Annotated in this window: 18 protein-coding genes and 1 pseudogene; 14 read left to right on the top strand and 5 right to left on the bottom strand. The window is 71.4% G+C overall.

The window, feature by feature from the left end; translation table 11 throughout:
* Together ACIRPH_RS23495 and ACIRPH_RS23490 are read right to left on the bottom strand one after the other, a co-directional pair.
* Window positions 1-362 (bottom strand): annotated as a pseudogene (locus ACIRPH_RS23495) (hypothetical protein); the annotation flags it as partial.
* Between the two features lie 199 nt (window positions 363-561).
* Window positions 562-1,941, bottom strand: a complete 1,380-nt coding sequence (locus ACIRPH_RS23490; protein ID WP_402917749.1) for an LVIVD repeat-containing protein — start codon at window positions 1,939-1,941, stop codon at window positions 562-564.
* A 333-nt stretch (window positions 1,942-2,274) separates the two neighbouring features.
* Between ACIRPH_RS23490 and ACIRPH_RS23485 the strand changes: the two genes are divergently transcribed.
* Complete coding sequence (locus tag ACIRPH_RS23485) at window positions 2,275-2,985, top strand: DUF305 domain-containing protein (RefSeq protein ID WP_402917752.1); 711 nt, start codon at window positions 2,275-2,277, stop codon at window positions 2,983-2,985.
* 124 nt (window positions 2,986-3,109) lie between these two features.
* Here the strand turns inward: ACIRPH_RS23485 and ACIRPH_RS23480 are convergent, their stop codons facing one another.
* A complete protein-coding gene (locus tag ACIRPH_RS23480) occupies window positions 3,110-3,820 on the bottom strand; it encodes a DUF305 domain-containing protein (protein WP_402917752.1) in 711 nt (236 codons plus the stop codon).
* A 333-nt stretch (window positions 3,821-4,153) separates the two neighbouring features.
* Between ACIRPH_RS23480 and ACIRPH_RS23475 the strand changes: the two genes are divergently transcribed.
* Together ACIRPH_RS23475 and ACIRPH_RS23470 are read left to right on the top strand one after the other, a co-directional pair.
* Complete coding sequence (locus ACIRPH_RS23475; RefSeq protein WP_402917749.1) at window positions 4,154-5,533, top strand: LVIVD repeat-containing protein; 1,380 nt, start codon at window positions 4,154-4,156, stop codon at window positions 5,531-5,533.
* Between the two features lie 199 nt (window positions 5,534-5,732).
* Window positions 5,733-7,139 (top strand): LVIVD repeat-containing protein, encoded by a 1,407-nt coding sequence (locus ACIRPH_RS23470; protein ID WP_402917746.1) that lies wholly within the window; start codon window positions 5,733-5,735, stop codon window positions 7,137-7,139.
* A gap of 102 nt (window positions 7,140-7,241) precedes the next feature.
* Here ACIRPH_RS23470 and ACIRPH_RS23465 read toward each other — a convergent pair whose 3' ends face one another.
* The gene (locus tag ACIRPH_RS23465) at window positions 7,242-8,516 is read right to left on the bottom strand and encodes a hypothetical protein (RefSeq protein ID WP_402917743.1); all 1,275 of its coding nucleotides are present in this window, start codon (window positions 8,514-8,516) and stop codon (window positions 7,242-7,244) included.
* A 111-nt stretch (window positions 8,517-8,627) separates the two neighbouring features.
* On the opposite strand from ACIRPH_RS23465, the gene ACIRPH_RS23460 reads away from it, so the two are divergent.
* The 10 genes from ACIRPH_RS23460 (at window position 8,628) to ACIRPH_RS23415 (ending at window position 19,913) form a co-directional block, all read left to right on the top strand.
* Window positions 8,628-9,980: a bifunctional folylpolyglutamate synthase/dihydrofolate synthase gene (locus tag ACIRPH_RS23460; RefSeq protein ID WP_402917740.1), complete on the top strand. Its 1,353-nt coding sequence runs from the start codon at window positions 8,628-8,630 to the stop codon at window positions 9,978-9,980.
* Window positions 9,981-10,014: 34 nt separating this feature from the next.
* Window positions 10,015-10,422 (top strand): DUF4233 domain-containing protein, encoded by a 408-nt coding sequence (locus tag ACIRPH_RS23455; RefSeq protein ID WP_402917737.1) that lies wholly within the window; start codon window positions 10,015-10,017, stop codon window positions 10,420-10,422.
* Between the two features lie 158 nt (window positions 10,423-10,580).
* Window positions 10,581-10,985: a nucleoside-diphosphate kinase gene (ndk, locus tag ACIRPH_RS23450; RefSeq protein WP_402917734.1), complete on the top strand. Its 405-nt coding sequence runs from the start codon at window positions 10,581-10,583 to the stop codon at window positions 10,983-10,985.
* Between the two features lie 216 nt (window positions 10,986-11,201).
* The gene (locus tag ACIRPH_RS23445; RefSeq protein ID WP_402917731.1) at window positions 11,202-12,236 is read left to right on the top strand and encodes a rod shape-determining protein; all 1,035 of its coding nucleotides are present in this window, start codon (window positions 11,202-11,204) and stop codon (window positions 12,234-12,236) included.
* Between the two features lies 1 nt (window position 12,237).
* Entirely contained in the window at window positions 12,238-13,158 is a 921-nt protein-coding gene (mreC, locus tag ACIRPH_RS23440; protein WP_402917728.1) for a rod shape-determining protein MreC, read from the top strand.
* A complete protein-coding gene (gene mreD, locus ACIRPH_RS23435) occupies window positions 13,158-13,718 on the top strand; it encodes a rod shape-determining protein MreD (RefSeq protein WP_402917725.1) in 561 nt (186 codons plus the stop codon). The genes mreC and mreD overlap by 1 nt, the downstream gene beginning before the upstream one ends.
* 3 nt (window positions 13,719-13,721) lie before the next feature.
* The gene (mrdA, locus tag ACIRPH_RS23430) at window positions 13,722-15,851 is read left to right on the top strand and encodes a penicillin-binding protein 2 (protein WP_402917722.1); all 2,130 of its coding nucleotides are present in this window, start codon (window positions 13,722-13,724) and stop codon (window positions 15,849-15,851) included.
* A gap of 3 nt (window positions 15,852-15,854) precedes the next feature.
* Window positions 15,855-17,036: a rod shape-determining protein RodA gene (gene rodA, locus ACIRPH_RS23425; RefSeq protein WP_402917719.1), complete on the top strand. Its 1,182-nt coding sequence runs from the start codon at window positions 15,855-15,857 to the stop codon at window positions 17,034-17,036.
* Window positions 17,037-17,303: 267 nt separating this feature from the next.
* Window positions 17,304-19,241 (top strand): TIGR03960 family B12-binding radical SAM protein, encoded by a 1,938-nt coding sequence (locus tag ACIRPH_RS23420; RefSeq protein WP_402917717.1) that lies wholly within the window; start codon window positions 17,304-17,306, stop codon window positions 19,239-19,241.
* A gap of 123 nt (window positions 19,242-19,364) precedes the next feature.
* Window positions 19,365-19,913, top strand: a complete 549-nt coding sequence (locus ACIRPH_RS23415) for a TetR/AcrR family transcriptional regulator (protein ID WP_402917714.1) — start codon at window positions 19,365-19,367, stop codon at window positions 19,911-19,913.
* A gap of 363 nt (window positions 19,914-20,276) precedes the next feature.
* On the opposite strand, the gene ACIRPH_RS23410 is transcribed toward ACIRPH_RS23415, so the two are convergent.
* A complete protein-coding gene (locus tag ACIRPH_RS23410; protein ID WP_330160396.1) occupies window positions 20,277-20,399 on the bottom strand; it encodes a hypothetical protein in 123 nt (40 codons plus the stop codon).
* Between the two features lie 103 nt (window positions 20,400-20,502).
* On the opposite strand from ACIRPH_RS23410, the gene ACIRPH_RS23405 reads away from it, so the two are divergent.
* On the top strand, window positions 20,503-21,378 hold the full coding sequence (locus ACIRPH_RS23405; RefSeq protein ID WP_402917844.1) for a TIGR03936 family radical SAM-associated protein: 876 nt from the start codon (window positions 20,503-20,505) through the stop codon (window positions 21,376-21,378).
* The last annotated feature ends 52 nt before the right edge of the window (window positions 21,379-21,430 follow it).

Below are 21,430 nucleotides of genomic sequence, written 5' to 3'. Positions count from 1 at the left end.
TCCCCGCTCACCGACACATCGCCCTGCCCACCGGGGCAGAGCACCTCGGACACGACCTGCGGGTCCTCGGGGTCGGAGATGTCGTAGACGACGAACCCGTTGTAGTTGCCGCCGACGGCGTAGTCACCGGTGAACGCCAGGTCCGAGTTGAAGTCGCTCATCGCCTCCGTCTTCGGGACGTTGGTCACATGAGTCACGTTGGAGCTGGTGTCGGCGTCGCTGACGAACGCGTCGTCGGCGGAGGCGGAGGCGGGACCGAGGAGTCCGGCCACGAGGGCGGCCGCTCCGGCCAGGGTGAGGCCGGTCAGCCCTCTTCGGGCCGAGGCGCGTCTGGGGCGGGGGGTCGGGGGGGATGACGCCATACGAACTCCTGATTCTGATTGGAGCGAAACAGGAAGAACGTACACAGTTCAACATCAACATGTATAGGGGGATACAAAAGAAACATGGTTGTTAACACGGTGTCGGCCTGACCCGATCTGTCTGCACAACGCGACTAGCCGTCGACGGCCGTGGAGCGCACCAGGAGGATCCGACGCGCCCCACAGCCGTCCGCGCCTGTCACCGCGGAGACGGAAAAGACGGTTGTGACTGCGGGTTGAACTCGTCCATCCGCACGTTCTCCGCCTCGGACAAACGCGGGTCCGTCAGTTTGAGCACGTCGAGGCCCCGCTGAATATCGGACGAGTAGACGTGGCCCCTGTAGTAGTACGCCGACCAGGAACCGGCGGTGCTCAGCGTGTCCGTCTTCCAGGGGCCGCGGTCGAAGTGGCCGATCTCCACGGGCCGGTCGGGATCGGTCAGGTCGATGACCGAGACGCCGCCCTGGTACCAGGACTGCACGAAGAAGTCCTGCCCGGGCACCGGGATGAGCGAGCCGTTGTGCGCCACACAGTTCTCGGTTTCGGTCTGATGGCGCGGCAATTTGTAGTAGCTCCTGAACCCGAGTTCGGGGGACGCGCCACCGAGGTCCAGCGAGTAGACGGCGTCGGCTCCCCGCTCCGGGCCGATCTCCTCCGTGCAGGTGGCCGCGGCTCCGCCGCCGAGCTCGTCGGTGAAGACCACGTTCCTGGCGTCGTTGGTGAACGTCGCCGAGTGCCAGAACGCGAAGTTCGGGTCCTGGACGCGGTCCACCACCCGCGGGTCGGCCGGGTCCGACGTGTCGAGCAGCAGGCCGTCGCCCAGGCAGGCCGCCGCGGCGATGTCCCGTTCCGGGTAGACGGTGATGTCGTGGCAGCCCGTGGTCCTGCGGTGCCCGCCGTCCGGGAACAGTTCGGGCCGGTTGACCACCGCGGCAGCGGCGGGGTCGGCCAGCGGCACCTCGATGATCGAGATCTTGTCGTGCGGAGGCAGGCAGTTGGGGAAGCGCTCGGAGGGCGAGTACGAGGACACGTAGACGTACTCGTGCTCACCGTCCTTGCCCGGCACCAGCGTGTTGGTGTGCGAACCGCAGTCGGTCGCCACGGCCGCCACGTACTGCGGGTTCGCCTTGTCCGAGATGTCGAAGATCCGGATGCCCTCGAAGCCCTCCGGGTCGGTCGTGGGCACCGAGGCCGCACCGCACTCCGTACCGGCGCGCGGATAGTCGACCGAGAAGTACAGCAGGTCCCCGCTCACCGACACATCGCCCTGCCCACCGGGGCAGAGCACCTCGGACACGACCTGCGGGTCCTCGGGGTCGGAGATGTCGTAGACGACGAAGCCGTCGTAGTTGCCGCCGACGGCGTAGTCACCGGTGAACGCCAGGTCCGAGTTGTAGGCGGCGTCGCTGTGCAGGCCCTCGGGCTTGGGCAGGTTGGCCAGATGGACCACCCCGCCTCCCGTGCTCACGCCATCGGCGGCGCGCGCCCCGGGGACGGCCAGGAGGCCGACGGCCACCAGGACCCCCGCCCCGACCGCCCCCCAGCGGACCCGGCCACCGCGTCCTCGTCCACGCACCACAGCCCACACCCCCAGGAATTACACAAAGCTGTCAATTGACTACTTTGTGTTGTACTCCCTGAAGTCATCACACTCCAGACGAAACGCCGAGACCGGACATCTACTGACCGAACCACAGGACGCCGCCCGCCAGGCCCCGCCCTGCGCGAACCGGACGCGGTGCGCCCCGGGGCGGACGCGTACCGAAGGAAACCCTGCCCTGTCGACACACCCCCGGGGCTGGACAAAACACCTGCCGAGTGAGTAGAACACCCGCAGGACGTCGCCTCAGGGGCACCCGGCCCCACGACACCGCGGATCCGTCCGCGCCACACCCCCATCGGAGGACACCTCGTGCGTCGCCTGGCACTCGCGACCGGAGCAGCTCTCGCGCTGCTCGGAGCCACAGCCTGCACCGGTGACGAGGACGGCCGGGAGTCGGCCAACGTCATCGCCCCCGGAGCGCCCGGCGAGTCCTCGTCGCCCGCGACCGCCGACCAGATCGCCGCCCTGGCCGAGGAGCAGGGGCACAACGAGGCCGACGTCACCTACCTGGTGATGATGATCGAGCACCACTCCCAGGCCCTGGAGATGACCGACCTGGTCCCGGAGCGCCACGAACGCGACGGCGTCGAGCGCATCGCCGACCGCATCGCCGCCGCCCAGGGGCCGGAGATCACCGCCATGGAGAGCTGGTTGGAGGAGAACGTCTTCGGCCCCGCCCGGGAGAACCCCGCGCACCAGAACTTCTGCGGCCTGGAGGGGGACGGCACCCACCACGGCGAGGACGCCGACGTACCCGCGTGCGAGCTGGACGTCGACCACGCCGACATGCCGGGCATGGCCTCGCCGGAGGAGCTGGAGCGGTTGGCGGAGGCCGAGGGCGACGCGTTCGACCGGCTCTTCGTGGAACTGATGACCACCCACCACGAGGGCGCGGTCACCATGGCCGAGGACGCGATGGCCGAGGGACGGGACCAGACCGTGCTCAGGATGGCCAACGACGTGATCGCGGAGCAGAACGCGGAGATCGGCCGTATGGCGGAGGTGCTGGAGGACGCGTGACGCGCGCCCTCCGGCGCCGGTGTCCGGCGGTCCGTCGGCCGACGCGAGAGGGGCGCCCCCGGCCGGGGGCGCCCCTCTCGCGTCGGCCGACGGACCGCCGGACACCGGCGCCGGAGGGCGCGCGTCACGCGTCCTCCAGCACCTCCGCCATACGGCCGATCTCCGCGTTCTGCTCCGCGATCACGTCGTTGGCCATCCTGAGCACGGTCTGGTCCCGTCCCTCGGCCATCGCGTCCTCGGCCATGGTGACCGCGCCCTCGTGGTGGGTGGTCATCAGTTCCACGAAGAGCCGGTCGAACGCGTCGCCCTCGGCCTCCGCCAACCGCTCCAGCTCCTCCGGCGAGGCCATGCCCGGCATGTCGGCGTGGTCGACGTCCAGCTCGCACGCGGGTACGTCGGCGTCCTCGCCGTGGTGGGTGCCGTCCCCCTCCAGGCCGCAGAAGTTCTGGTGCGCGGGGTTCTCCCGGGCGGGGCCGAAGACGTTCTCCTCCAACCAGCTCTCCATGGCGGTGATCTCCGGCCCCTGGGCGGCGGCGATGCGGTCGGCGATGCGCTCGACGCCGTCGCGTTCGTGGCGCTCCGGGACCAGGTCGGTCATCTCCAGGGCCTGGGAGTGGTGCTCGATCATCATCACCAGGTAGGTGACGTCGGCCTCGTTGTGCCCCTGCTCCTCGGCCAGGGCGGCGATCTGGTCGGCGGTCGCGGGCGACGAGGACTCGCCGGGCGCTCCGGGGGCGATGACGTTGGCCGACTCCCGGCCGTCCTCGTCACCGGTGCAGGCTGTGGCTCCGAGCAGCGCGAGAGCTGCTCCGGTCGCGAGTGCCAGGCGACGCACGAGGTGTCCTCCGATGGGGGTGTGGCGCGGACGGATCCGCGGTGTCGTGGGGCCGGGTGCCCCTGAGGCGACGTCCTGCGGGTGTTCTACTCACTCGGCAGGTGTTTTGTCCAGCCCCGGGGGTGTGTCGACAGGGCAGGGTTTCCTTCGGTACGCGTCCGCCCCGGGGCGCACCGCGTCCGGTTCGCGCAGGGCGGGGCCTGGCGGGCGGCGTCCTGTGGTTCGGTCAGTAGATGTCCGGTCTCGGCGTTTCGTCTGGAGTGTGATGACTTCAGGGAGTACAACACAAAGTAGTCAATTGACAGCTTTGTGTAATTCCTGGGGGTGTGGGCTGTGGTGCGTGGACGAGGACGCGGTGGCCGGGTCCGCTGGGGGGCGGTCGGGGCGGGGGTCCTGGTGGCCGTCGGCCTCCTGGCCGTCCCCGGGGCGCGCGCCGCCGATGGCGTGAGCACGGGAGGCGGGGTGGTCCATCTGGCCAACCTGCCCAAGCCCGAGGGCCTGCACAGCGACGCCGCCTACAACTCGGACCTGGCGTTCACCGGTGACTACGCCGTCGGCGGCAACTACGACGGCTTCGTCGTCTACGACATCTCCGACCCCGAGGACCCGCAGGTCGTGTCCGAGGTGCTCTGCCCCGGTGGGCAGGGCGATGTGTCGGTGAGCGGGGACCTGCTGTACTTCTCGGTCGACTATCCGCGCGCCGGTACGGAGTGCGGTGCGGCCTCGGTGCCCACGACCGACCCGGAGGGCTTCGAGGGCATCCGGATCTTCGACATCTCGGACAAGGCGAACCCGCAGTACGTGGCGGCCGTGGCGACCGACTGCGGTTCGCACACCAACACGCTGGTGCCGGGCAAGGACGGTGAGCACGAGTACGTCTACGTGTCCTCGTACTCGCCCTCCGAGCGCTTCCCCAACTGCCTGCCTCCGCACGACAAGATCTCGATCATCGAGGTGCCGCTGGCCGACCCCGCCGCTGCCGCGGTGGTCAACCGGCCCGAACTGTTCCCGGACGGCGGGCACCGCAGGACCACGGGCTGCCACGACATCACCGTCTACCCGGAACGGGACATCGCCGCGGCGGCCTGCCTGGGCGACGGCCTGCTGCTCGACACGTCGGACCCGGCCGACCCGCGGGTGGTGGACCGCGTCCAGGACCCGAACTTCGCGTTCTGGCACTCGGCGACGTTCACCAACGACGCCAGGAACGTGGTCTTCACCGACGAGCTCGGCGGCGGAGCCGCGGCCACCTGCACGGAGGAGATCGGCCCGGAGCGGGGAGCCGACGCCGTCTACTCGCTGGACCTCGGTGGCGCGTCCCCCGAACTCGGGTTCAGGAGCTACTACAAATTGCCGCGCCATCAGACCGAAACCGAGAACTGTGTGGCGCACAACGGCTCGCTCATCCCGGTGCCCGGGCAGGACTTCTTCGTGCAGTCCTGGTACCAGGGCGGCGTCTCGGTCATCGACCTGACCGATCCCGACCGGCCCGTGGAGATCGGCCACTTCGACCGCGGCCCCTGGAAGACGGACACGCTGAGCACCGCCGGTTCCTGGTCGGCGTACTACTACAGGGGCCACGTCTACTCGTCCGATATTCAGCGGGGCCTCGACGTGCTCAAACTGACGGACCCGCGTTTGTCCGAGGCGGAGAACGTGCGGATGGACGAGTTCAACCCGCAGTCACAACCGTCTTTTCCGTCTCCGCGGTGACAGGCGCGGACGGCTGTGGGGCGCGTCGGATCCTCCTGGTGCGCTCCACGGCCGTCGACGGCTAGTCGCGTTGTGCAGACAGATCGGGTCAGGCCGACACCGTGTTAACAACCATGTTTCTTTTGTATCCCCCTATACATGTTGATGTTGAACTGTGTACGTTCTTCCTGTTTCGCTCCAATCAGAATCAGGAGTTCGTATGGCGTCATCCCCCCCGACCCCCCGCCCCAGACGCGCCTCGGCCCGAAGAGGGCTGACCGGCCTCACCCTGGCCGGAGCGGCCGCCCTCGTGGCCGGACTCCTCGGTCCCGCCTCCGCCTCCGCCGACGACGCGTTCGTCAGCGACGCCGACACCAGCTCCAACGTGACTCATGTGACCAACGTCCCGAAGACGGAGGCGATGAGCGACTTCAACTCGGACCTGGCGTTCACCGGTGACTACGCCGTCGGCGGCAACTACAACGGGTTCGTCGTCTACGACATCTCCGACCCCGAGGACCCGCAGGTCGTGTCCGAGGTGCTCTGCCCCGGTGGGCAGGGCGATGTGTCGGTGAGCGGGGACCTGCTGTACTTCTCGGTCGACTATCCGCGCGCCGGTACGGAGTGCGGTGCGGCCTCGGTGCCCACGACCGACCCGGAGGGCTTCGAGGGCATCCGGATCTTCGACATCTCGGACAAGGCGAACCCGCAGTACGTGGCGGCCGTGGCGACCGACTGCGGTTCGCACACCAACACGCTGGTGCCGGGCAAGGACGGTGAGCACGAGTACGTCTACGTGTCGTCGTACTCGCCCTCCGAGCGCTTCCCCAACTGCCTGCCTCCGCACGACAAGATCTCGATCATCGAGGTCCCGGTGGACGACCCCGCCTCGGCCGAGCTCGTCGACGCCCCCGTGCTCTTCCCCGAGGGCGGCAACACCAACACCTCCGGCTGCCACGACATCACGGTCTACCCGACCAAGGACATCGCCGCGGGCGCGTGCATGGGCGACGGCATCCTGATGGACATCTCCGACCCGGCGGCCCCGGTCGTGACCGAGGTCGTGCAGGACACCAACTTCGCGTTCTGGCACTCGGCGACGTTCACCAACGACGGCAGGAACGTGGTCTTCACCGACGAGCTCGGCGGAGGCGGGGCCCCCACCTGCACCGAGGAGATCGGTCCGGAGCGCGGCGCCGACGCCGTCTACTCCCTCGACGGTGACGGAGCCGAGGCAGACCTGTCGTTCCAGAGCTACTTCAAGATCGACCGCCATCAGGGCGGGGAGGTCTGCGTCGCCCACAACGGCTCGCTCATCCCGGTGCCCGGGCAGGACTTCTTCGTGCAGTCCTGGTACACGGGCGGCGTCTCGGTCATCGACTTCAACGACCCGGCCGCCCCCGAGGAGATCGGCTACTTCGACATCGACTCCCGTGTCGAGGACGGCGTCCAGGACAACGACAGCTGGTCGGCGTACTACTACAACGGCTACGTCTACTCCTCCGACATCGAGCGGGGCATCGACGTGCTGAAGCTGGACGACCCGCGCCTGCGGGCCGCCGAGCGCGTGCGCATGGACGAGTTCAACCCGCAGTCCCAGCCCGAGTACAGGCCCGGGCGGGGCTGACCGGCCCGGACGGGGAGGAGGCTCCCCGGGCGGGGGCGGTGCCCGGCACCGCCCCCGTTCCGCGTCCGGGGGACCCGGCCCGGCCCGGCCCCCCCGGACGCGTCAGCCGAACAGCCGGTCGGTGGGGGCGTCCACCGCCTCCAGGACACGGCCGGTGAAGTACACCGTGCCCAGGGCCAGGACCCGGCGGCCGAGCGCGGCCAGGGCCGCCGCGGTCAGGTCCCCGGCGTCCATGCGGCCCCAGTGCGGGGGCAGGGCGTGCTCGAAGCGCAGGTGGGCCTCGGGCAGGCGCACGGCCGTCACGGGCAGGCCGTCCAGGACCTCCACGGCGCCCGAGACGTCCTTGTGGTCCGGCAGGCACAGCAACACGTGGTCCACCCCGCCCCACAGGCCGCGCGCGTGGGCCAGGGCCGCCGCGACGCCGACGCGGTCGATGGCCGAGTCCACCACCACCTCCGCGTCCGCGCCCTCCCCGCCGGGCGCCCTCCCCGCCGGGAGCGGCACCGTGTGCCGGGACAGCCGCCCCGGGAGGCGGACGGTCGCCAGGACGCCGTGCAGGGTCCTCCGGTCCGGTCCCGGGACCCCGAGGTGCTCCAGCATCCGCGCGGCGGCGGCCGTGCCCAGGACCCCGGAGGCCGCCGACAGGCCCGGCGGGCGCAGCGCGGGCGGCGGCTCCGTTCCCTCCGCCCCGGGGTCGACGACCTCGGCCCCCACCCTCCCACCGGTCGCGTCGGCCAACGCCGCGTCGATCTCGGCGGCCACCTCGGGGATCTGCGGGAGGCGCACCAGGGCGCGGGTCCGCTCCCCGGCCACCAGGGTCTTCTCCCGGGCGATCTCGACCACGTCGGCGCCGAGGACGCCCACGTGCTCGGCGAAGACCTTCCCGAGCGCGACGACCTCGGGGCCCGCCAGGCGCAGCTCGTCGCGGCGCCCGCCCATCCCGGCCTCGAGGACGCAGACGTCGGCGCCCACCTCCCGCGCGTGCAGGAGCCCGGCGACCAGGAACAGGCCGCTCGGCGCCAGGTAGCCCCCCGACCCCTCCACCGTCGGCAGGCCCAGGCGCGCGGCGTCGATCCGCGCGCCCAGGGCGTCCAGGACCGCGTCGTCCACCGACGTCCCGTCCACCCGCACGCGTTCGCGGTAGGAGCGGAAGCTCGGCCCCGTCACCAGGACGGTGCGCAGGCCGGCCGCCGACAGCGCGGCCGCCGCCGTCGTCGCGGTACTGCCCTTGCCCTTGGAGCCGACGACCCCGAGCACGGGGGCGCGGTCGGCGTCCAGGCCGAGGGCGGCCAGGAGCGCCGAGGCGCGTCCCAGGCTGCGTGTCTGTCCGGGGCGGCGTTCCGCCCACTCGGTGAAGAAGGGGTCAAGGCTCGGCATCCTCCAAGTATGGTCTGTGCGACATCGGCCGCCGGACCCCTCACCCGGAGTCCGGGCCCAGGTGGGGGCGCGTACACTGGCGCGGGTGTACACCCCGACCACTGAGACACCGTGAGCGGCGTGAGCGCCGAGCAGCGCTACGCCGAGGTGACCGCCGAGATCCTCTCCCGCGCACCCGAGTCCGACATCGATCCCCGCCTGGACCGCGTCCGCACCCTGCTGGATCTGCTGGGTGACCCCCATCGCAACTTCCGGGTCATCCACGTCACGGGCACGAACGGCAAGACGTCCACCGCGCGCATGATCGACGCGCTCATGCGCGCCAGGGGCCTGCGCGTGGGCCGTTACACCAGCCCGCACCTGCGCACCGTGCGCGAGCGCATCGTCGTCGACGGGGAGCCCGTCTCCCAGGAGCGGTTCGTCGAGACCTACGACGACATCCGCCCCTACATCGACATGGCCGACGAGATGAACGACGCGCCCCTGTCGTTCTTCGAGATCCTCACCGTGATGGCCTACGCGGCCTTCGCGGACAGCCCCGTGGACGTCGCCGTGGTCGAGGTGGGCATGGGCGGCCGCTGGGACGCCACCAACGTCGTCGACGGCGACGTGGCCGTGGTGACCCCGATCGGCATCGACCACACCGACTACCTGCCCGACACCCTGCACGGCATCGCCGAGGAGAAGGCCGGCATCATCAAGCCCGGCTCCGTGGCGGTCCTGGCCCAGCAGCCGGTGTCCGCGGCGGAGGTCCTCCTCCGCAACGCCGCCGAGGTGGGGGCCCAGGTGGCCCGGGAGGGGCTGGAGTTCGGCGTCACCTCCCGCGAGGTGGCCGTCGGCGGCCAGCAGCTCGCCCTCAAGGGCCTCACCCGGGGCTACGAGGACCTGTTCCTCCCGCTGTTCGGCGCCCACCAGGCGGGGAACGCGGCCGTGGCCGTCGCCGCCGTGGAGGCGTTCGCGTCCGCGGGGGAGGACGCAGAGGGACTCGACCCGGCGATGGTCGCCGAGGCCCTGGCCGGAGTGGACTCCCCGGGGCGCATGGAGGTCGTGCGCACCAGCCCGACCGTCATCGCCGACGCCGCACACAACCCCGCCGGGATGACCGCCACCGCGGCCGCCGTGGGGGAGGCCTTCAGCTTCTCCCGCCTGGTGGGCGTGGTCGCGATCATGGCCGACAAGGACGTCGAGGGGATCCTCGACCCCCTCGAACCACTGCTTGACGAGATCGTCGTCACCCGTAACTCCTCACCGCGTTCCCTCGGGCCGGAGCAGTTGGGCGCCCTCGCCCGACAGGTCTTCGGGGACGACCGTGTGCACGTGGTTCCCCGACTCGACGACGCCATCGACCGGGCCGTCGGCCTGGCCGAGGAGGGCGGAGAGCTCGGAGGTACCGGTGTGCTGGTCACCGGGTCGGTCGTCACCGCGGGTGACGCCGTCCACCTGCTGCGCGGCTCCGGCGAGTGACGGGCGGGGCGACACACTACGAAGGGAACCCGCTGTGCGCGTAGTCTGCGCCGTCGTCCTGCTGTTCGAGGCCATCGTGATCGGCCTCTTCATCCCCGTCGCCATCTCCCTGGAGGGGATGGAGCCGTCCACCGCCGCGAGCCTGTGGGGCGGCATGGCCGCCGTCGCCCTGGTGCTCTCCGGCCTCCAGAAGCGCAAGTGGGCGCACTACGCCGCCTGGGCGCTGCAGGCCGCGTTCCTGTTCACCTCCTTCCTGGTGTCCGGGGCGATGCTCATCGCGGTCGTGTTCGTGTCCCTGTGGGTGACCGGCGTGGTCATGGGCCGCCGCACCGACGAGATGAAGGCCGCGCACGCGGCCCGGGCCGAGGCCGAGGCGGCCGCCTCCGGGGACGGGGGCGGGGAGGGTTCCGCGACCACCGCGTCGCCGCGGCAAACGCGATAGTGTGACGCACGTCCGGACAGGCGGCCGGTCCCTTCGGGAGGGTTCTCCCCTCCGCGGCCCCGCTTCCGTGACCCACCACCCGAACCTCCGCGTGCGGCCTACGCCGTGGGCGATCGCCCACGCGCCACGCGGAGTCCCAGTGAGGAGTTGACACGCACGTGGAGCGCACTCTCGTTCTCATCAAGCCGGACGGCGTCCGCCGCAGCATCGTCGGCGAGGTCGTCTCGCGCATCGAGCGCAAGGGCCTGAAGCTCGTGGCGATGGAGCTGCGCACGCTCGACGCCGAGACCGCCCGGACCCACTACGAGGAGCACGCGGAGCGCCCGTTCTTCGACTCCCTCGTGGAGTTCATCACCGGCGGTCCCCTGGTCGCCATGGTGGTCGAGGGCGAGCGCGCCGTGGAGGCCTTCCGGGCCCTGGCCGGCGCCACCGACCCGGTGACCGCCGCGCCCGGCACCGTCCGCGGCGACTTCGCGCTGGAGGTCCAGCAGAACATCGTGCACGGCTCGGACTCCACCTACTCGGCGGAGCGCGAGATCAAGCTGTTCTTCCCCGACCTGTAGGGCCGGGCGGCCGCGGACCCTACGGCATGGGGTCCGCGGCCCGGTAGCCGACTTCTCATGGTTCGTCCGGTGACGAGGCATCAGTTCGGTGTGTTTGCGTAACGGAGTAAGTGCTGACCGTTACGATGCGGGGGACTGAATACCTATCGTGCCGGAACGACTACGTATGGTCGCCCCGTGCAACCACGTCCGACACGGCGCCTCTGAGGACGTTACATGCCGAACAACCTTGCTTTTCTCGGCCGGGACATGGCCGTCGACCTGGGAACCGCCAACACGCTCGTGTACGTGCGCGGACGCGGCATCGTTCTGAACGAACCATCGGTGGTCGCGCTCAACACGTCCACGGGGAAGATCGTCGCGGTCGGCATCGAGGCCAAGCAGATGATCGGCCGAACGCCGAACAACATCACCGCCATCCGCCCCCTCAAGGACGGCGTCATCGCCGACTTCGAGATCACCGAGCGGATGCTGCGCTACTTCATCCAGAAGATCCACCGGCGACGCCACTTCGCCAAACCGCGCATCATCGTCGCGGTCCCCAGCGGCATCACCTCGGTCGAGCACCGCGCCGTCAAGGAGGCGGGCTACCAGGCGGGCGCCCGCAGGGTCTACATCATCGAGGAGCCCATGGCCGCCGCCATCGGCGCCGGGCTCCCCGTGCACGAGCCCACGGGCAACATGGTCGTGGACATCGGCGGCGGCACCACCGAGGTGGCCGTCATCTCCATGGGCGGCATCGTCACCTCGCAGTCCATCCGCGTCGGCGGGGACGAGCTGGACCAGGCGATCATGACCTTCGTCAAGAAGGAGTACTCCCTGATGATCGGGGAGCGCACCGCCGAGGAGCTCAAGATGGCCATCGGCTCCGCCTACCCGACGGGACCCGAGGAGCTCCACGCAGAGGTGCGCGGACGCGACCTCGTCAGCGGGCTCCCCAAGACCGTGGTGCTCTCCGAGGGCGACGTCCGCCAGGCCATCGAGGAGCCCGTCACCGCCATCGTCGACGCGGTCCGCACCAGCCTCGACAAGTGCCCGCCGGAGCTGTCCGGCGACATCATGGACCGGGGCGTGGCCGTGACCGGGGGCGGAGCACTGCTGCGCGGCCTGGACGACCGGCTCCTGCACGAGACGGGCATGCCCATCCACGTCGCCGAGAACGCGCTGGACTCCGTCGCGGTCGGGTCCGGCACCTGCGTCGAGAACTACGAGAGGCTGCACCAGGTCCTCGTCCCGGAACGGCGGCGATGACATGCTCCGCGACTCACCGAGGTCCCGGCTGGTCCTCGCCCTGCTGGTCGCGGCGGCCGTGGTCCTGCTCGTCCTGGACTCCCGGCCCGGCGCCGACCCCGTCACCTCCGTGGCCCGGGCAGGAGGCGAACTCGTGTTCGCCCCCGCCGCGGCCGGGGTCGGCTGGGCGGCCGCGCCCGCGGTCACCCTCTACGACGGCCTGCGCGAGGGGCCCGGGGCCGCCGCGCGCGTCGCCGAACTGGAGGAGGCCAACGCCGCCCTGGAGGCCGAACTCCAGGCCGCCCGCATCGACCGCAACCGGTCCGACCAGCTCGACGACCTCCTGCACCTGTCCGGCCTCGGCGCCTACGAGGTGGTCCCCGCCCAGGCGGTCACCCGGTCCACCGCACGCGGTTACGCGCACACGGTCACCATCGACACCGGCACGGAGTCCGGGGTCCGCCCGGACATGACCGTCGTCAACGGATCCGGCCTGGTGGGGCGCGTGGTCGAGGCCGGCCCCCGCACCGCCACCGTCATGCTCGCCACCGACGTCAAGTCGGCCGTCGGGGCCCGACTGGAGTCCACCCGCAAGATCGGCGTGGTCAACGGCGGCTCCGTCCCCGGCGGTCCCGAGGCCGACCTCACCCTGGAGCTGTTCGACATGGAGGCGCCGGTGGAGGCCGGCGACCGGATCGTGACGCTCGGGTCCCACGAGGGCGCGCCCTTCGTCCCCGGAGTGCCCATCGGCACCGTCGACGAGGTGCAGGTCGCGCCGGGAGCGCTCAGCCGTATCGCCCGCCTCACCCCGGCCGTGGACTTCGCGTCCCTGGACGTGGTGGGCGTCGTCGTGGCGGGTCCCGACGACGACCCGCGGGACTCGGTGCTGCCGCCCAAGCCGAAGAAGCCCGAGAAGTCCGAGAAGCCCGAGGGAGAGCAGTGATGAGGTCCGCAGCGACCCTGGTCATGGTGGCCGCCGCCGTCCTCGCGCAGGCCACGATCGTCAACCGGCTCCCGTTCTCGTGGGGCCCCGGCCCCGACCTGGTGGTCGCGGCCGTCGTCGCGGTCGCCCTGACCACCGGCCCGGCCGCCGCGGCCGCGTGCGGTTTCGGCGCGGGCCTGGCCATGGACCTGCTGCCGCCCGCGGAGCACGCCGTCGGCCGCTACGCCCTCGTGCTGTGCCTGGCCGCCTACCTGGTCGCCCTGCTGCGCCGCAACACCGGGGCCCCGGGCGCCGTGGGCTCGCGCACCTCCGGCTGGGCGGCCGTCGGCGCCACCGCGGTCACCGCGCTGGGGGTGGGGGCCGGGTACGCGGCCGTCGGCCTCCTCATGGGCGACCAGCACATGACCCCGGCGGCCGTCGGGACCGGCGTCGGGGTGGGCGCGGCCCTCACGGTGCTCGTCGCACCGCTGGTCGTCCTCCCCGTCCTGTGGGTGCGCGAGACACTCGCGGACAGCGAGTTCGCCACCGTCCAGGGCCCCATGGCCCCGGGAGGGTGGTGAGCCGTGCGCAAGCCGCCGTTCGACCCGACGCTCCCGGGGCCCAGGCTCGGCCGCGCCGGCCTGATCACCGCCCAGGTCCTGGTCCTGGTCCTGTTCGCCGTGCTGACCGCGCGCCTGTGGTACCTCCAGGTGCCCATGTCCGACCACTACCGCGACCTCGCGGTGGCCAACCACCACCAGCAGCTGATCGTCCCCGCGACGCGGGGACAGATCCTCGACGCCACCGGCAAGCCCCTGGTCAACAACCGGACCGAGCTGGTGGTCTCCGCCGACTACCACGAGCTCATGGGCATGGAGGACTCCGGCGAGAAGATCCTGACCGACCTGTCCGGGGTCCTCGACGTCCCGGTGCACGAGCTCCAGCAGCGCATGCGCCTGTGCGGCCCCGAGGTGGAGCGCCCCTGCTGGCCGGGCTCGCCCTACCAGCCGGTCACGCTCGCCGAGGACGTGGAGCCCTCGGTCGCCCTCCAGATCATGGAGAGCGCCGACGACTTCCCCGGCGTCACCGCCCAGGCGCACGCCGTCCGCGAGTACCCCTACGGCGCCCACGCCGGACAGATCCTCGGCTACCTGCAACCCGTCACCCAGGAGGAGCTGGACGCCCGGGAGGAGCTGCGGACGCAGTTCACCGGTATCGACCAGGTGGGGCGCGACGGCCTGGAAGCGGTCTACGACGCCGAGCTGCGGGGGACCGCGGGCCTGCGCACCCTGGGGGTGAACAACCACGGCGAGGTGATGGACGTGATCTCCGACCGCCTGCCCGTGGCCGGCTCGCACCTGGTCACCCACCTCGACGTCGGCGTGCAGAAGATCGCCGAGGAGGCGCTGAAGGAGGGGATGGAGGCCGCACGGCCCAGGTACAGGGCGGACTCCGGCGCCGCGATCGTCATGGACGTGCGCAACGGCGGCATCGTCGCGATGGCCAGCCTCCCGACCTACGACCCGGGCGTCTGGCAGGGCGGCATCGACCAGGAGACCTTCGACGAGATGCTCAGCGAGGAGGCGGGCGAGCCCATGCTCTCCCGCGCCGTGCAGGGCCAGTACCCGCCCGGGTCCACGTTCAAGGTCTCGTCCCTGTCGGCCGCGGTGGAGAACGGCTTCTCGCTGCGGAGCACCTACGCCTGCCCCGGGTCGGTCAACATCGCCGGCCAGAACTACCAGAACTACGCGGGCGGCGGCCACGGGGCGCTGTCGCTGCACCAGGCCATCGTGGTCTCCTGCAACACCATCTTCTACAACTTCGGCTACCAGCTGTGGCTCAAGGACGGCGGGCTCAGGCCCGAGGGCGAGCCGACCGAGGCCATGGCCACCATGGCGCGGGGCTACGGCTTCGGGGCGCCGACCGGCATCGACCTGCCGTACGAGACCGGCGGCCGCATCCCCGACCGCGAGTGGAAGCGCACCTTCTGGGCGCAGACCCGGGAGAACAACTGCTACCGGGGAGAGCACGGCTACCCGGAGGTCGCCGAGACCAACCCGTCGCACGCCTCCTACCTCAAGCGGCTCGCCCACGAGCAGTGCGTCGAGGGCTTCGAGTGGCGTGCGGGCGAGGCGGTGAACTTCGCGATCGGCCAGGGCGACGTCCTGGTCAGCCCGTTGCAGCTGACCCGGGCCTACGCCGCCATCGCGAACGGGGGCACGCTGTACGAGCCCCGCGTGGCCAAGGCGCTGGTCGCCGCGGACGGCAGCTCCGTCGAGGAGATCGACCCCGTCGTGGCCGGCCGGGTCCCGGTCAAGGACGAGACGATCGAGTACCTCCAGAAGGCGCTCACCGAGGTCACCAAGTCCGGTACCGGCCGCGGAGCCTTCGCGGACTTTCCGCAGGACGACGTGTCCATCGCGGGCAAGACCGGCAGCGCCGACGCGCAGGAGCGCCAGGTGTCGTCCTGGTTCGCCTCCTACGCGCCGGCCGACGACCCCCAGTTCGCGGTGGTCGTCTTCGTCTCCCAGGGCGGAACGGGCGGTGAGACGTCCGCGCCCATCGCCCGCAAGATCTACGAGGGCATCTACGGGTTCTCCGGGAAGAAGGACGACGACTCCGGCGGCGGCGAGCCCGCGCTCCCGGGCGGCAAGCCCTACTCGGAGCTGCCCGTGGTGCGTTCCGACGGTTCCATCGAAGTGTTGGATCGGTAGGCCATGAGTACACACACGGGCGCGCTGTCGGGCCGCCGGACCGGTCTGGGCCCCGGCGCCGTCACGGCGGCCGGGGCGGTGCGCCGCCTGGACTGGGTCCTGATCGTTTCGGTGGCGGTGCTCTGCGCCATCGGCTCACTGCTGGTGTGGTCGGCGACCCTGCCCGGCGACGGCGGGGACCCGATGGACTCCACCGGCCACCTCCGCCGCCACCTGGCCCACCTGGCGGTGGCGTGGGTGGCGTGCCTGGTCGTCGCGTCGGTGGACTTCCGGACCGTGCGGGCGTACGCGCCCATCGTCTACGTGGCCACGGCGGTCGCCCTGGTCCTCGTGCTCACCCCGCTGGGGGCGGTGATCAACGGGTCGCGCGGGTGGATCGTGGTCGGGGCGTTCCAGTTCCAGCCGAGCGAGCTGGCCAAGGTCGGGCTCATCCTGGTCCTGGCCACCCTCCTGGGCGAGCCGCGCGACGGCGAGAGCAGGCCGATGACGAGGGACGTCCTGTTCTGCCTGCTGGTCCTGGCGGTGCCGCTGGCCCTGGTGATGCTCCAGCCCGACCTGGGCACGACGCTGGTCCTCGGGGCGATCTTCCTGGGGATGCTCACGCTCTCGGGCGCGCCGTTCGTCTGGGTGGCCGGCATGCTCGCGTGCGGCGTCGCCGCGGTGTTCTGCGTGTTCTGGTTCGACCTCCTGGAGCCCTACCAGCTGGACCGCCTCGCGACCCTGGTGGACCCGTCCGCGGACCCGCAGGGCGCCGGGTACAACTCCAACCAGGCGCTCATCGCGGTCGGCTCGGGCGGGTTCAACGGGACCGGACTGTTCCAGGGGGAGCAGACGCACGGCAGGTTCGTGCCGGAGCAGCACACCGACTTCATCTTCACGGTCGCCGGGGAGGAGCTGGGGTTCGCGGGGGCGGCCCTGGTGATCGCGCTGTTCGCCGTGGTCATCTGGCGGATCCTGCGGATCGCCCTGGGGTGCGACCAGCCCTACCCCCGCCTGCTGTGCGTGGGGGTGGCGGCGTGGTTCGGCTTCCAGACCTTCATCAACATCGGCATGGGGCTGGGGGTCATGCCCGTGACCGGCCTGCCGCTGCCGTTCGTGTCCTACGGCGGCACCGCGATCATGGCGAACATGCTGGGGCTGGGCCTGGTGCTGGGGATCAACTCCCGGGACCGGGGGTTCGAGTAGCGCTCGCCCTGCCCGCGTCCGGGGCCCCGGGGAGGACCCGTCCTCCCCGGGGCCCCGGACGTTGCGGCCGGCGCGCTCCACGGGCTTCCCGGCAGGGCGCCGCGGGGGACGCCGACCGGCCTGTGGACAACCCGGGCCGGAGCCCGCCGGGCCGGTAGCCTGGGAACCTCCGGGCGGTCGCGCTCCAGCCGCTTCGCCGCCCGCTCCCGCCCCGGCGGGGGACAACACGCGTTCTGACACGATGTCCGCCGAACGAAGGCCCGCACCATGTCCGTCGAAAGCCTGTTTCCGCGCCTGGAACCCCTCCTGACCAAGGTGGGCAAGCCCATCCAGTACGTCGGGGGCGAACTCAACTCCGTGGTCAAGGAGTGGGACGGGGCCAGGGTCCGCTGGGCCCTCATGTATCCGGACGCCTACGAGGTGGGCGTGCCCAACCAGGGCGTGCAGATCCTGTACGAGGTCCTCAACGAGCGCGAGGGGGTGCTGGCCGAGCGCGCCTACGCGGTGTGGCCGGACCTGGAGGAGCTGATGCGCGAGCACGGCGTCCCGCACTTCACCGTGGACGCCCACCGGCCGCTGGCCGCCTTCGACGTGCTCGGGATCAGCTTCGCCAGCGAGATGGGCTACACCAACATGCTCACCGCGCTGGACCTGGCCGGGATCCCGCTGCGCTCCCACGACCGCACCGACGACCACCCGATCGTGCTCGCCGGGGGGCACGCGGCGTTCAACCCCGAGCCGATCGCCGACTTCCTGGACGCGGTGGTCCTGGGCGACGGGGAGGAGATCAGCCTCGCCGTCACCGAGACCGTCCGCGCCTTCAAGGACGAGGGGCGGCCGGGCGGGCGCGACGGGCTGCTGCTGCGCCTGGCCGCGACCGGCGGCGTGTACGTACCGCGCTTCTTCGACGTGGCCTACCACGAGGACGGGCGGATCGCCTCGTACACGCCCAACCGGCCCGGGGTCCCCGGCACGGTCCAGAAGCACACCGTGATGGACCTGGACGGGTGGCCCTACCCCAAGAGGCCGATCGTGCCCACGGCCGAGTCCGTGCACGAGCGGTACAGCGTGGAGATCTTCCGCGGCTGCACGCGGGGCTGCAGGTTCTGCCAGGCCGGGATGATCACGCGTCCGGTGCGCGAGCGCAACCGGGAGACCGTCACGAGCATGGTCGAGGAGGGGGTCGCCGCGTCCGGGTTCCAGGAGGTGGGGCTCCTGTCGCTCTCCAGCGCCGACCACAGCGAGATCGGCGACATCGCCAAGGGGCTCGCGGACCGGTACGAGGGCACCAACACGGGCCTGTCCCTGCCCTCCACGAGGGTCGACGCGTTCAACATCGACCTCGCCAACGAGCTGACCCGCAACGGGCGCAGGTCGGGGCTGACCTTCGCGCCCGAGGGCGGCAGCGAGCGGATGCGTCGGGTCATCAACAAGATGGTCACCGAGGAGGACCTGATCCGGACCGTCACCGCCGCGTACGCGGCCGGGTGGCGGCAGGTGAAGCTGTACTTCATGTGCGGTCTGCCCACCGAGGAGGACGAGGACGTCCTCGCCATCGCCGGCCTCGCGGCGGAGGTCGTCCGGACCGGGCGGGAGGTGACCGGGCGCAAGGACATCCGGTGCACGGTCTCCATCGGCGGGTTCGTGCCCAAGCCGCAGACGCCCTTCCAGTGGGCCGCCCAGACGCCGCACGAGGTCGTGGACGCACGGCTGCGCAAGCTGCGCGACGCGCTGAGGGGCGACCGCAGGTACGGCAAGTCGATCGGCCTGCGCTACCACGAGGGCCGCCCCTCCGTGGTGGAGGGCCTGCTGTCCCGGGGCGACCGCCGGGTGGGCCGGGTCATCGAGGAGGTGTGGCGCTCCGGGGGCCGGTTCGACGGCTGGAGCGAGCACTTCTCGTACGAGCGCTGGGAGCGGGCGGCCGGAACCGGCCTGGCCGGCCTCCCTGTGGACCTCGACTGGTTCACGACCCGGGAGCGCGACGAGGAGGAGGTTCTGCCCTGGGACCACCTGGACGCGGGCCTCGACCGGTCGTGGCTGTGGCAGGACTGGCAGGACTCGCTGCACGGCGAGGAGTCGCTGGAGGTCGACGACTGCCGCTGGAACCCCTGCTACGACTGTGGGGTCTGTCCGAGTATGGGCACCGAGATCCAGATCAACGCGCCGGCCGAGGGGCGGCCGATGCTCCCGCTGACCGTCAAGTAGCCGCGCCCCGCCGCCGGCCGGGAGGACCCGGCTAGAGTCGGGGCGACCGTCCCGGTCGCCGTGGCGGCGTCGGGGCGGGCATCCCGTTGGTCGACGGCCCGTGCGCGGGCCCTGGGGGCGACAGTGCGAGCCGACGCGAGACGCAACCGCGAGAAGGTCCTGCGCGCGGCCTTCGAGGCCTTCGCCTCCGAGGGGCTGTCCGTCACCGTCCACGAGATCGCCCGGCGCGCCGGCGTGGGGGCCGGAACCGTCAGCAGGCACTTCCCCACCAAGGAGTCCCTCTACGGGGCCATCGTGCTCAGCCGGATGGAGCGCCTCGTGGGCGCGGCGAGGGTCTTCGCGGAGGAGGAGGCGCCGGGCGACGCCCTCGCCTCCTTCTTCGCCTTCGTGGTCGACGAGGGGGCGCTCGACCACGGGCTCGGCGAGGCGCTCCGCGGCGGCGGGTTCGACGTCGCCGCCGCGGTCCGCGGCACCGGCCACGACGTGGTGGCGGCGCTCGGCGAGCTCCTCTCCGCGGCGCAGGCGGCGGGGGAGGTCCGCGACGACGTGGACGCCGCCGACGTCAAGGCGCTGATGGAGGGGTGCATGACCCGGGAGCGAGGGGGGACCGACGAGGCCGCGCGGCGCCGCACCGTCGCCGTGGTCATGGCGGGGCTGCGTCCGCCCGCCTGACCGCCGCACCGGGCACGCCCCCGGGAACGGAGGAACCCCTGCTCCGCCGGGGAACGGCGAAGAGCCGGGGTGCTCATGGCGCGGAAGGGGCGGGGTCGCTCACAGTGGCGTCAGGGCTACAGGAGTAGGATTCGCGCTCCGGGCGCTTTCTCGACCCTGTGGAGGGGAGTGGCCCGGGGAGAAGGTGTACGGCCCGGCGCCCCGCTCGCGCCGGGCCGTACGAGTAATAAGACTCGCGGGGTGCGCGGGGGGTTGCCATCTCCAGAAGATTTTCTTCGGATTTTTTTTCGGCGGCTCCGTGTTCAGGCGGTGAACACCGGTTCAGTGTCCGCTCCGAGACCTCGGGGACTTTTCGACCGCAGGTCAGTGGGGGAGATACCGGTATGCGTAGTCCTGCTGGCGCATGTGCACCACGGCGCACCGTACGCTGAACAGGACGAGGAACAGCCCCTTCGAGGTCGCTCCGCCGACCACACCTGGGGGCATGAGGAAAGGAGTTGAGCTGCCCCCCGCACCCGAGGGCACCACCTCACCCTCCACCGCCAAGCCGGGACAGCGGCTTCGCGTCCGCTACGCCAAACGCGGGCGCATGAGGTTCGCGAGTCACCGCGACATCGCCCGGGCGTTGGAACGGGCCCTGCGCAGGGCCTCCGTGCCCATGGCGTTCTCCGCCGGCTTCTCGCCTCACCCCAAGGTCTCCTACACGGGAGCGGCCCCCACCGGGGTCGCCAGCGAGGCGGAGTACCTTGAACTCGTCCTGGCCGAGGCACGCGAGCCCGAACGGGTCCGAGCCGACATCGACGCCGCCATGCCCGAGGGCATCGACGTGGTCGAGGTCGTCGAGGCCCGGCAGGCCGGGCTCGCGGATCGGCTCCAGGCCTCCGCTTGGCAGGTGGAGATGGACGGCGTCGACCCCGATGACGCCGCCAGGGCGGTGGCCGCGTACGCGGCCGCCGACAGTGTCGAGGTGGAGCGGATGACGAAGAAGGGTCGTCGCCGCTTCGACACACGACCGGCAGTGGTTCGTATCGACGTGTGCAGCGGATCCCACGGGCGCGTCCCAGGGGAACACGACACGGCATATGCCATACTTCGGATGGTTGTACGGCACACGACACCTGCTGTCCGACCAGACGACGTGCTGACCGGACTCCTCCGCGTGGCCGACCTCGCGCCGCCGTCATCACCCTTGATGACCCGGCTGGCGCAGGGGCCGCTGGACGAGGCGACAGGCGCGATCGCGGACCCGCTCACCGAGGACCGGCCCGAAGCTCTCACGAGCCCCGGACCCGCGAACGACAACGCGGACGAGCGGCGCGACGACGCACCACGGCCGTCAACGCCCATGGACGGGACCGCGCGGATGTGCGGCCCCGAAGCGGGGAACATGGGCGAAACCACAGGACTTCGCCCCGACGGCACCCCGGTGCCGCCGGCGGTGACACAGCGACGACAGTTCTCGTGAGCCGCGCCCGCGACCGAAAGGCCGCAGCGCGCCCGAGGACTTTGACGGGAGA

It is taken from the genome of Nocardiopsis sp. NPDC101807, from assembly GCF_044766605.1.
Taxonomy (GTDB): Bacteria; Actinomycetota; Actinomycetes; order Streptosporangiales; family Streptosporangiaceae; genus Nocardiopsis; species Nocardiopsis tropica.
The sequence above is the reverse complement of the archived record's forward strand: the minus strand, read 5'-3'. Positions and strand labels throughout refer to the sequence as shown.

What these genes read in the sequence shown, in the direction of transcription:
- ACIRPH_RS23405 (WP_402917844.1), top strand. Translation starts at nt 20,503, where the DNA reads ATGAGGTTCGCGAGTCACCGCGACATCGCCCGGGCGTTGGAACGGGCC.
- mreD (WP_402917725.1), top strand. Translation starts at nt 13,158, where the DNA reads ATGAGGTCCGCAGCGACCCTGGTCATGGTGGCCGCCGCCGTCCTCGCG.
- ACIRPH_RS23410 (WP_330160396.1), bottom strand. Translation starts at nt 20,399, where the DNA reads ATGCCCCCAGGTGTGGTCGGCGGAGCGACCTCGAAGGGGCTGTTCCTC.
- rodA (WP_402917719.1), top strand. Translation starts at nt 15,855, where the DNA reads ATGAGTACACACACGGGCGCGCTGTCGGGCCGCCGGACCGGTCTGGGC.
- ACIRPH_RS23445 (WP_402917731.1), top strand. Translation starts at nt 11,202, where the DNA reads ATGCCGAACAACCTTGCTTTTCTCGGCCGGGACATGGCCGTCGACCTG.
- mreC (WP_402917728.1), top strand. Translation starts at nt 12,238, where the DNA reads ATGCTCCGCGACTCACCGAGGTCCCGGCTGGTCCTCGCCCTGCTGGTC.
- ACIRPH_RS23465 (WP_402917743.1), bottom strand. Translation starts at nt 8,516, where the DNA reads ATGCCGAGCCTTGACCCCTTCTTCACCGAGTGGGCGGAACGCCGCCCC.
- ACIRPH_RS23470 (WP_402917746.1), top strand. Translation starts at nt 5,733, where the DNA reads ATGGCGTCATCCCCCCCGACCCCCCGCCCCAGACGCGCCTCGGCCCGA.
- ACIRPH_RS23420 (WP_402917717.1), top strand. Translation starts at nt 17,304, where the DNA reads ATGTCCGTCGAAAGCCTGTTTCCGCGCCTGGAACCCCTCCTGACCAAG.